13 protein-coding genes are annotated in these 10,362 nt (G+C 35.9%); all 13 read right to left on the minus strand.

What is annotated here, in order from left to right; all coding sequences use genetic code 11:
- Positions 1 to 234 precede the first annotated feature (234 nt).
- Positions 235 to 1,050: a PD-(D/E)XK nuclease-like domain-containing protein gene (locus IE867_RS13490; RefSeq protein ID WP_192485239.1), complete on the minus strand. Its 816-nt coding sequence runs from the start codon at positions 1,048 to 1,050 to the stop codon at positions 235 to 237.
- Positions 1,047 to 1,808, minus strand: coding sequence for a Rha family transcriptional regulator (locus IE867_RS13495; RefSeq protein ID WP_192485240.1), 762 nt, complete (start codon positions 1,806 to 1,808; stop codon positions 1,047 to 1,049). The genes IE867_RS13490 and IE867_RS13495 overlap by 4 nt, the downstream gene beginning before the upstream one ends.
- Positions 1,805 to 2,032: a hypothetical protein gene (locus IE867_RS13500; RefSeq protein ID WP_192485241.1), complete on the minus strand. Its 228-nt coding sequence runs from the start codon at positions 2,030 to 2,032 to the stop codon at positions 1,805 to 1,807. Before IE867_RS13500 ends, IE867_RS13495 begins: the two co-directional genes overlap by 4 nt.
- Positions 2,033 to 2,104: 72 nt before the next feature.
- Positions 2,105 to 2,779 (minus strand): hypothetical protein, encoded by a 675-nt coding sequence (locus IE867_RS13505; RefSeq protein WP_192485242.1) that lies wholly within the window; start codon positions 2,777 to 2,779, stop codon positions 2,105 to 2,107.
- Positions 2,780 to 2,863: 84 nt separating this feature from the next.
- Positions 2,864 to 3,043, minus strand: coding sequence for a hypothetical protein (locus tag IE867_RS13510; protein WP_192485150.1), 180 nt, complete (start codon positions 3,041 to 3,043; stop codon positions 2,864 to 2,866).
- Positions 3,044 to 3,831: 788 nt separating this feature from the next.
- Positions 3,832 to 4,734, minus strand: coding sequence for an Rpn family recombination-promoting nuclease/putative transposase (locus IE867_RS13515; protein WP_192485243.1), 903 nt, complete (start codon positions 4,732 to 4,734; stop codon positions 3,832 to 3,834).
- A gap of 48 nt (positions 4,735 to 4,782) precedes the next feature.
- The gene (locus IE867_RS14855; RefSeq protein ID WP_263971905.1) at positions 4,783 to 4,917 is read right to left on the minus strand and encodes a helix-turn-helix domain-containing protein; all 135 of its coding nucleotides are present in this window, start codon (positions 4,915 to 4,917) and stop codon (positions 4,783 to 4,785) included.
- 37 nt (positions 4,918 to 4,954) lie between these two features.
- A complete protein-coding gene (locus IE867_RS13520; RefSeq protein ID WP_192485244.1) occupies positions 4,955 to 5,218 on the minus strand; it encodes a hypothetical protein in 264 nt (87 codons plus the stop codon).
- Complete coding sequence (locus IE867_RS13525) at positions 5,208 to 6,257, minus strand: restriction endonuclease subunit S (RefSeq protein ID WP_192485245.1); 1,050 nt, start codon at positions 6,255 to 6,257, stop codon at positions 5,208 to 5,210. The genes IE867_RS13520 and IE867_RS13525 overlap by 11 nt, the downstream gene beginning before the upstream one ends.
- Positions 6,247 to 8,172 (minus strand): HsdM family class I SAM-dependent methyltransferase, encoded by a 1,926-nt coding sequence (locus IE867_RS13530; RefSeq protein ID WP_192485246.1) that lies wholly within the window; start codon positions 8,170 to 8,172, stop codon positions 6,247 to 6,249. Before IE867_RS13530 ends, IE867_RS13525 begins: the two co-directional genes overlap by 11 nt.
- Positions 8,173 to 8,248: 76 nt before the next feature.
- On the minus strand, positions 8,249 to 8,671 hold the full coding sequence (locus IE867_RS13535) for a hypothetical protein (RefSeq protein ID WP_192485247.1): 423 nt from the start codon (positions 8,669 to 8,671) through the stop codon (positions 8,249 to 8,251).
- 697 nt (positions 8,672 to 9,368) lie between these two features.
- Entirely contained in the window at positions 9,369 to 9,473 is a 105-nt protein-coding gene (locus IE867_RS15055) for a helix-turn-helix domain-containing protein (RefSeq protein WP_192485248.1), read from the minus strand.
- On the minus strand, positions 9,437 to 10,054 hold the full coding sequence (locus tag IE867_RS13545) for a recombinase family protein (RefSeq protein ID WP_318779352.1): 618 nt from the start codon (positions 10,052 to 10,054) through the stop codon (positions 9,437 to 9,439). The genes IE867_RS15055 and IE867_RS13545 overlap by 37 nt, the downstream gene beginning before the upstream one ends.
- Between the last annotated feature and the right edge of the window lie 308 nt (positions 10,055 to 10,362).

The following is a 10,362-nucleotide window of genomic DNA, read 5'->3' on the forward strand; positions in this document are numbered from 1 at the left end:
AGCGTATGCTTTGCTGTAGTTACCTAATCCATACATACCGCCAAGGTAAAGGTTGGTGTTATTTGTTGTAATTTCTGGCTGATTGGTTTTATTTTTAAATAACATGGTTTGAATCCTCTTAAATTTTTTGTATGATGATTTTGTGTACTTGGGCTTTATGGTTTGTCTGACAGCTAATCCTTGTCCTTTTACCCAAGTACACAACCCTTTTATTTTTACTAATTGCCTAACTATCTAAGCCACTAACTCAATCAAATTTCCACCATTGTAAGGCACGTTAAACTTGCCCTTTTCTCTTGCCTTGGCAAAGATTTCTAACGCTTGGCTATACTTTCCCCTGCCTTGCTCAATTAAACCGCCAGACAGCTTGTAAACGCCATAATTGTGTGGGGCGTTGGTTTCTATTGCGATAAAATAAAAATCAAAGTCTTTACCTGTGGCTTGCTTGAATCCGTCCACGTAAAAGCTCGCTGATAGGTCATAATGGTATTTTTTGGTGGTAAAGCTGAAATTAATATCATCAGCCAAGCTTGACGTGGTTTTTAAATCCACCAGATAACCTTGCTCAAGGTTGATATAGTCCGCTCTTGCCTTACAGTTTACCCTGCTTGCTTCATCTAGCCAGAAAACAGATTGTTCAGCTACCCCGCCACTTAACAGCGTCCTGACTAACTCATTTTTTGCTAGATTGTGGCGCATTTCCTGAGCCTGTAAAAAATCATCGGTACTGACAAGCTGCCTTGTGCCTACCGTTTCGATTAATTCCTGATAATCTGCTTTACCTTGCTTGGTGTTGCGCTTGGGAATATCTGCAACCATGTATTCATTATCAAAGGTCTTGGGTTCGAGTACCAACGAATGAAACATTGTGCCAAACTTCATTGCGGGCGTTGGGGCTGTTTTGTTTTGGCGTTTGTAATTGTAAAGCCAAGGACTGATTAGCAAGTCTTTACAGTTGCTTGATGAAATGGGGTCACTTGCGTGGTAGTCCTCGTTGCTTAGGTTACTGATAATTTCGTTTAATGGGTAAACTGTTTTAATGTTGCTCATGATGCTTTAGCCTCTAATTTGTTGATTTCGTCAATAACGCTGCTGTACCATTTGAATTGCCTTACTGGCGCACCGTCTGAGTGACGTTTACCTGTATCTTGATATACGCCCCAAGGTTCACCTTTAGCGGTTATAGCCCAATAATTACGTCCTTTTACGTCTTGGGCTTTTTGTTGGTATCCATATTCAGCTAATAGTTTATTAACCTCTTGAGCGTTAAGTTTACGGTTGAGTTCTCTGCCAATTTCAGTAACCGTTAGCAATTGCTTTTGTTCATTAGCGATAAGCTCAACGCCAGATAACTTGATCAAATCAACGCCTGTTGCTTTAAAGCCTACTTGTGAGCATGACAAGGCTAACTGGTTGTTATCCTTGATGAAGCCTTTTAATGCGTCTTTGGCTGCTTTCATTATCTTAGCTGCTTCAAGATAGTTAGCTGTGCTTATGGTTGGTGTCTGCTCCACTGGTAAAGTACCTTGTGCCGTTTGTTGTTCGAGTTCTTGCCAACGGTCAATAACTCTTGCCGTAAACTCTGGTGACAATCTTGCAACGACTACAAGACTATCTCTTTTGTTTAAAGCGTAGTATTTATAGGTATTTCCTCTATGTTCATAATTTAATCGCTGAATTTCAGCGGTTAAAATATGGGCTTGTATAAGCGATTCAATAACCACTGTTACGTTTTTATGCTCTTTACTGCACAACTCCGCTATCTCACGGCTTGACATGGTTTGTCCTGTTGTCATTAATCCATTCATGCCAAAAATCCCCCTAAGTTGCTAACGTCACGTTTCAAATACGGCAAGATTGATATAACCGTATCTTTTTTGCTATTATTGCCACTTTTAAGGACGCTCACGCTGTTTTTAGCGTCTTTATTGATGTTGTACCTATCCCACTTAATCACGCTGATTGTGCGCAATTTAAGGCTGCTTTGCTTGGTGGTGTTCTTTTTACTTTTCGTTTTTGCTGAAAAAAACATATAACTCGCTCCCTGTGCCTGTAGCACACGTTAAAAATTTGACTAAAGTTAATTACTTAAAAAACGCTTAAACTAAGCTGCTGCCTGTCCTTGTTCGACTAACTCAAAGTGCCATAGTCGGTATTGATGATTCCCTTTGCTTTTCTTGGTTTCGCCTTTGGATACTTGAATTTTTAACTGTGGGAGTTGGTTTATTTTGCCTTGTAACTTCAACTGCATAAAAAAACCGCTGACTCTTGATACACTGGTCGGGGATATTGACAGCACCACTAATTTTTTATTGTGCTTATCGTTGGTGTGAAGTTGCACGAGTACGTCAAGATACCGCTTCACTACTGGGGTTCTGCCCTGCTCTACCATTTCAGCAATGAAGTGCTTTAATGGCTCTCCGTCTGTGGTGACGATACCATCAGGGGAATATTTAACGTCTTGGTAGTTGTCGTCGTTAGCGTCACTCAAAACGTGTTTCTCGGTGGTCTTGATCACCGTAACAATAAAGCTGTTAGGGTTATAGTCGGGGTCGGCTTTCATTTCAAAAGCATTGCCCTTTAAGCTGATAATGGGGAAACTGGCATAGTCAAACGCTAAACCGTCTAAGCCATGTTCAGATAATTCTTGCTTGATACTGTCCTTGCTAAAGGCTGTTTCAGTGGTGATTGTGGGTTGATTGGTTGGGTTGTCTTTCGTTACTGTGACGTTGGTTTGTTCGTTTTGTGGGTTAGTAACTGCTGTTGTGTTCTGTTCCATTGTGATTTTTCCTATACAAAATTGTGCTAGTGTCCTTTTAGATTTAGCTTAAAAGGACGGTTTAACGGTTGTTGATCTTGATTATTACGCTGACAGTGAAGCGATACGTTGAGCTAATTGCTGTTGTTGTGCTTTCCATTTGGCACTGATCTCAGCAAAATAGCTGTCGAATTTGTCGCAAGCGTCAAGGTAGCCATTGATCGATTGTATAGGGGATTGAATATTTTGATTTGTCGGGTTGACAGATTGGGTAATATTTGACATATTATAACCTCATTGCTTTAAAGGTGACTTCTAAATTTTCGAGAGTTAGGGAGTCGCCTTTTTTGTTGTCCTTAAAAAATAACTGCTTAAATATTTTACAACTCTAAGCGTTAGTTGATGCCTTAATTAAGCATGTGGTTATTATACCAAAGTGACAAAGAAAGTCAAGCGCAAAGCTATATTTCATAAGGGTTTTAGCGATTTTTATTTACTGTTTTCAAGGTGTTTTTTCTGGTCAAATTCTTTAAATTGTGATAGCATAGTACGTACTAATGGGAGTGTGTGCGCTCGTTTCGGAAACCCCCATTGACTTATAACATCACTGTCAATTTCTCACATTATTTTCAGCCAATATTCATAGCAACATCAAAAATCATGATCTATAACTTGATATAACTATTATTGATAAGGAGTATCAAAATGACAAAGCAACAGAAAGAAATAAAAATACCATCGCTTTTTACATTAAACATAAAAGCAGCAGATTACTTTATTACAAAATTCAAGCCGATTAACTTCAAATTTAACTAACCACTTTTGATTACATTTCAGGCTCCGCAAATTTTTTACTACAACAAGAAAAAGAAAATGTGCAACGTAGGTTGCGTTGAAAGTTAGCGTGTCCGTAACAGTTATCTAATCACCTCAAACAACCTAAACCAACGACAGCGTAGACATAACATTAAATAACGATAACCTTGTTTGTGGCTCCCGATACAAATACGCTTCACCGAATCCTTGGCACGTTTGCATCGGTCACATTTGACTTTAAAATTTGACTTCATGGATTAGTGCTGTGTTTTGCTATCCACTTCTTTTTTAAGCTTAAGCACCGTATCAAGGTCGAGTCCAGTTACCCTTGCAACTTTATCGCTAGAATCACCAAAGGCTAATAGATTACGTGCCGTTTCCTGTTTCTCAATAAATCGCCCTTGTTCCTGCCACTGCTGCGCTACCGTCATAACATCACCTTTTAAATCTGGTTTACTGTCTATTATCTTATCATAAAATGCGTCAGTTTCCATATCCGAATATTGCGACATATACCGAATTAGAACTTGTCGGGCAAAATGATCATAAGCTTGTATTTGATGAACGGCAATGCCAATCTTGCCGTCAATGTTCTTTTCTCTAATCGCCTTTAGTATCAACTCATACCCTGAGATAAAACCATGCTCTAAGATTTCCTCGTCACTGTAACGGTTAAGGTCAATAAACTGTGTTGTGAAAGCGTACTTTTCAGCTAACTCAGTATTGGCAAAGTAATCGTTAATGTTAAGGCTATGACTAAATGGCTTTTTGTTGGCGTAGTAAATAATCGATACGACTAACGGCAAGTCTTTTGTTGTTTTGTGTCGTTTAATATAATCCAACAAGTAAGACGTTTGATAATGGCGAGTACGAATTACAATCGTGCCATCGTCACCTGTTTGTGATTCTATATGTACAAAGACAGCACCGTTTTTGCCGTCCTTGAATTTGAAAAGAAAAGTAAGGTCTGACTGCTCTTTTTGCTTTTTGTTGTCCTTTTGCTGCTGGCGCACGTGTTCGACATTAGCAGATTCTAACTTAACACTGTGCCAGTCAACTAAAGCGATAAGCTCCTTGGGCAAGTAAGTCATGAGAAAACAAATTGCAAAGTCTCTGTTGCTGATTAAGTCTTTAAATACACGGTCGTGTTTGTCTGCCATTATGTTGTTTCAATCCTTAATATTGTTGAAATATTTATCATGGCCAGATTACCACTTAACCACTCGCTGCAAATGATCTATTTCGTTTTCAGTCACACCTAACATTTTTGCAATAACTGACTTTGGCATACCGTCTTTAATCATTTCGTATGCTTCATTGATTTTGTCTGTTTTATTTTCCATGTGCGTTATCCTTGTTGTTATTAGCTAACCGCTCATTTTACCTTATCGGCTCCCACCTCTCAACTACCATTACAAAATCATTGATATAACCGTTGTCGTCTCTCGTTTCCTTGAGCCAATCCGCAACTGCATCGTGCAAATCGTAGGTTTCCTTGGCTTTGGCAAGGTTAGATATGCCGACAGTGACACTGCATCTTTCAATGTAGGTGTTAGTGTCGTTGGGTTTGGTGAAGTCACAGCGTAGGTGACAACGCCATGATTTTATTTTGCCTGATTTTTTGCGGGGTTTTTTAGTTGGCATGTTCGGTTATTTTTCTATCAAGATATGATTTGATTTTTTTTAGTCGTTGATGTTCAATATTTTGCATATATGATCCCATATATTGATAAGCTGGCTTACCTTGGCTATCAACAGGTAAAAGTATTTTCTCCCTTTTAATTCTCTTATCATTAATTTCTCTATTAAAGCTATATTTTTCAGCTAACCTTAAAACTACAGTTCCTATAAACTGGTATATATATTTGTCCATTAATTTATTTTCAAGCTTTGTCACATGATCACTGGCAATAAAGTTATATGGTTGATAAAAGCAAGAGCCTACGCTACCGCTATTAGCTACAGTTAAACATTTAGAAAACAACCTAACTTTATTATCATTTCCAATAAACCCATCTACGCCGTTATTATTTGAAGTTGATGACACATAAGCAGTTTCTCCCTTGATATGATCTGCTTTTTTAAGTCTTTTACCTCTCTGAATTTCATCAAAAAGTTTATTCAATGAATATTCTTGCCATTCAACTTCTTTTAATGGCTTAATCTTCTGCTTGGGTGCTTCTAATAATTTAGAGTCTAAAAAATTTTTATAGTTAATCAGTTTTTCTTTATATTTTTTTTTTATACAAAATTCCATGTATTCATAGCATGGGTTTTCATTATCTAAAGTGGGCAATAATATCTTTAATTGTAGTAATGACTTCAATCTTAATTGCTTTCCATAACTAAAAATACCTTGTATTGCTTTTTTGATTGAATTTAATACATATATGCCTGCGTATTTACTTAACTTATTAGATGTTAATACATGAATATTATCATCACACTTAAACTGATAATCCCTATAAAAAACATTTGCAAACATATCTATTGTTATTGCATGACTGAATGTTTTATTCTCAATATTACTGATAAAACCTGCAACGCCATTATTATTAAATCCTGCTGTAATTAATGGAATTTCACCTGATTTTCGGTTCTTTTTTACCAACCTCTGTCCTCTTTCAATAATAAATAAATCTTTAACATTAAATTCCAACCAACTAATATCCTTAAATTTCATTAAATAGATACTCCCTACCCTGCATAACCATGCTTAACTCAAAAGTTAAGTAGTCAGATATTGTCTTATCAAAATCTGACTCCTTTGGTATCTCATCATTAAAATAATAGAATGAATGCAACCATTCATCGTCTGGTTCAATGGTTGTTAATACCATGAATTTAGATTCGGCAGGCTTTCCATGTAACCAGCAATCTAAGAGATGAGCTTTTTTCTCTTCTGCTCTAGTTGTTGCAACCAAACCAACATGCTTTTGAACTTCGTAGCCATCATCTTCAAAGTTAATAAATTTACAATACTTCTTTTCATCATGAGGTTTATGTGACGTGAAAATTGCAATGCAAGCATTCGTCCCAACCCCATAAAAAGTGTTTTTATTTAAAGTAATAACACCTTCAAGAGTATGTTTTTTAAGTATTCTCCTCTTAACCTTTTTATCTTCACTCGTTTTGCCTACCATCGTTGATTGAGGAATAATAACAGCACTACGCCCATTTTCTGCCAAACCATCTAGTAAATGTTCAATAAAACATATTTCTGAAAGATGTTTTGTATCCTTGCCTTTTGACTGTGAGTATGGCGGGTTCATTAAACCAACGGTACATTTCTTTTTCCTAATTTCTTCTGTTGCCATTAACAAAAAGTCTTTGTTTTCAAGATTACTTTTGCCATCACCCCTTAAAATCATATTGGTTGTAGCAACTGAAAACATATCTTCTCTAATCTCAACACCATGCAAATGGTCTTTTTTAATTTGATCTCGTTGTTTCTTGCTTTTTGATTTTTCTAGCATATGGTGCATTGCTGCAATTAAAAAACCACCAGTGCCACAGCAGGGGTCAAATATTATATCGCTAGGCTTAACTTCGAGGAGTCTACAGAAAATATCTGTAATGTGACGTGGAGTTAGAACAACACCTAAAGACTGACCATCACCACCACTATATCTTATAAACTCACCATAAAATCGTCCTAATACATCTTCTGTTGAGCTCTTTTTTATTGTTGCTAATATATTCTTTTGCAAATACTCTGCAAAATGTCTTAATGGCGTTTTTTCAATCTTTTCATCTTTTGGGTTATTTTTATCATTCCTTTTATCTGCCTTGTTTAATATTGCCCTGTCTTTTATAAGATTGAATTGATTTAAAACTTTATCTTTTTTTATACCTGGCATTACTTCTACTCTTTTCATATATGAATCCATATAGTCAAATATTTTCTTGCCATCTGTTGTAATATAATCACCAGTAAGCGTATCTATATTAAAATCTTTCTCGCTTAAGGCTAATAATAAAGCAGAAACTACCAAGGGTTTTTCAGAGTCGCCCAATTGTCCATAATTTCTTAAATCCTCGTGTAGCTCTTTTGATTTTTTTAATATGTCTTGAAGCTCTAAAGTCTCTACTGGTGTTTCACCCAAAACTTGTTCATTATAGTATTTATCAATATTGTCATCGTTAAAGTTTTCAAAATTTTCTACATACTCTAATAACTTATATTGTTTGTCACTCCCAATAAAAATTGGTCTGATTTTATGATGCTTTTCATCACCAGAACACCCGAATGCAAATATCTTCTTATAAGTCGTATTTTCTAATATATGCTTGGCATAATGTAATGCTCCATTTTCTGCATAATTAGTGACAGACTTTATATCTAAATCTAGTTGCAATTGATCATCATCTACATATAGTGCTTGCCTATCTGTATCAGCCTTATTTTCAATAACAATAAGATAATCTTTAACTTTAGCAATAAATTCAGGATACCCAGACTTTCCAGTACCCTTTTTAGATGATGATTTTAAAGCATCTGCTACTTCTTTTATATCACTTCCATTTGGGGTGAAGTCAATATTGGCACTAGTAAGCAATGCCCCTATAAAAAAATCAGTTTTTCTTTCGTTTGCCATTCTAAAAATCATTATCAGCTATATGTTTCAGGCTATTATACATAAAGAACAGCAAAATACATTGATGATTGATCTATTAGTTTTCTTCAAAAACCGCCTTACAATCCTCTCTTTTCAGTGCCTTTGTCATTTCCTTATCTAAATAAACCTCTCTGACATAGTAAACATTGTTGACATACTCATCATCTGACTCAATCGTCCACGAAACAAGGTCTTCCCTCATAAATGCCGACCCTTTAATCTTCACGGCTTCACTCGGCACCGTGTAAGGCTTTTTTAAATAAAACACCCCAGTATACCTATGCCCTATCGGTAACTTTTGCCTTTTATTTTCAAGCTTAGCTATGGTTTTGTTGACATAATCAAGGGCGTTGTTGAAGTCTGTTTCACTGGAATGTTCAATAAAGGTTTTCTTTTTATAGTTGAGCAAATGGGTTATTTGGCTGAGTGTTGAAATGTCTGCTTTTAGGTTTTTGCGTTGGGCAAGGTTAAAACTCATGGTTGAGCCTTTGGTTTAGGTGTTGTTGATGATTACGTTAGTGTGGTTTGGGGTTGGTGTCAATCTGTTATATATTCTTTCATTTCAACACTTCAACCCTCATTCATCAAAAAATTATCGTCAAATTTACTGATAACTTCTTGCAGATAGTAAAATTTAGGCTAACTTTAAACATAAGAAAGCAGTTAGCATTCAGGGAATATTACCAACCCAAGGGAATCTATATTGCAATATTAGCGTGTAGGCTTAAATGGAACTTAAGAAACCCAAAATATTGTTGCGATTACCGACTTAAAATGAGTCCTGTTTGATTAACTGCTTTTTAACCTCTCCACTTTTTATACAGCACATTTTGGTAACTTAACTTATTTGACCTTACAACAGTTAAAATCTCTTGATACTCTAAATGCTTGTCACAATCTGGCACATAATGACTAAGATATACTTTGTGATAACGGCACCACTTTCTAACCGTGGACTCTACAAATCCTGTCAACTTTACAACGTCATTGTAAGTATAACCTTGAGATTTAAAGTACATCAAAGTGTCTTTAACTGGCTGATTATATGTTATCTTTAACTGTTTGGGGAAAGTTGCTGTGCAGTGTTGGTTGCCCATGATAATGTTTTGTTAAATTTAAATTTTGAATATGCTACTATCAATATGATTAAAAATAAAGCAGGCAGTAATTTAAATTCATTTATTCAAAACCTTATAAACACTATCCCGACAAATACCTAACTCACTGGCAATTTTGGTGGCACCTATGCCTTGGCAATAGCATTTTCTTGCGCTTCCCATCTATATAAAGTTGCACGTGATACTTTTGCCATCTTCGCTAAGTAGCTGACTGTATAATTGCCACTTTTCATTTTATCGACAATTTCACGCCTAATATTTGCATCAGTACCATAACGTCTGCCTTTATACTTCCCCTTTTCTTTGGCTCTTTGGACTCCATCAAAAATGCGCCTGTTAATTAATTTACGCTCGAACTCTGATATTGAACACATCATACCAAAAAGCAACATACCTATATCAGTATTAGTGTCCATCTGTTCTTTAAGTGATATAAAAGATACGCCTTTATTTTTCAATAGCGTTATAATATCGATCAAATCTTTTAAACTGCGCCCTAGCCTATCAATAGCAGTAACAACAATAGCATCACCAGACTTTACTGTTTCTAATAACGCTGTCAATTTTGGTCTTTTTGCACTGGCTCCACTGATAGATTCCGAAAAGACTTCATCGCAGCCTGATTTTTTAAGTTTCAAAATTTGATCATCTAAAGAAGAACATTGCTTTTTAGTTGACACTCTCGCATAGCCATATTTCATTGAATCGGTCAAAGTGTATTGTAATTTACTTATATGATACATTTATTTGCGAGATATTTATATGAAACACTTTGATATTTTAAGATGACGTAAGCCTACACCTTATATAATAAGGCTCACAATCACATAGATTGAAATTTAAACTTCACCCCATTTTTTAGTGTACGTTAGACTATAGTCTAATGTGACAGTTTGCTATGCCACGCCCTTTTTATCGATACTGTCAATTCTTCTGACCAATTCCTTAACGGCAATTCTGGTCATTGCAGTATTACCTGATTGCTTTGCTTGTCGGTAACATCTTGCTATTACTTCAATCAAACCAGTGTCTGACAACTTTTGTTCGCTTC

Origin of the sequence: Cysteiniphilum marinum, assembly GCF_014857925.1 — a bacterium.
In the GTDB taxonomy this organism is placed as follows: domain Bacteria; phylum Pseudomonadota; class Gammaproteobacteria; order Francisellales; family Francisellaceae; genus Caedibacter; species Caedibacter marinus.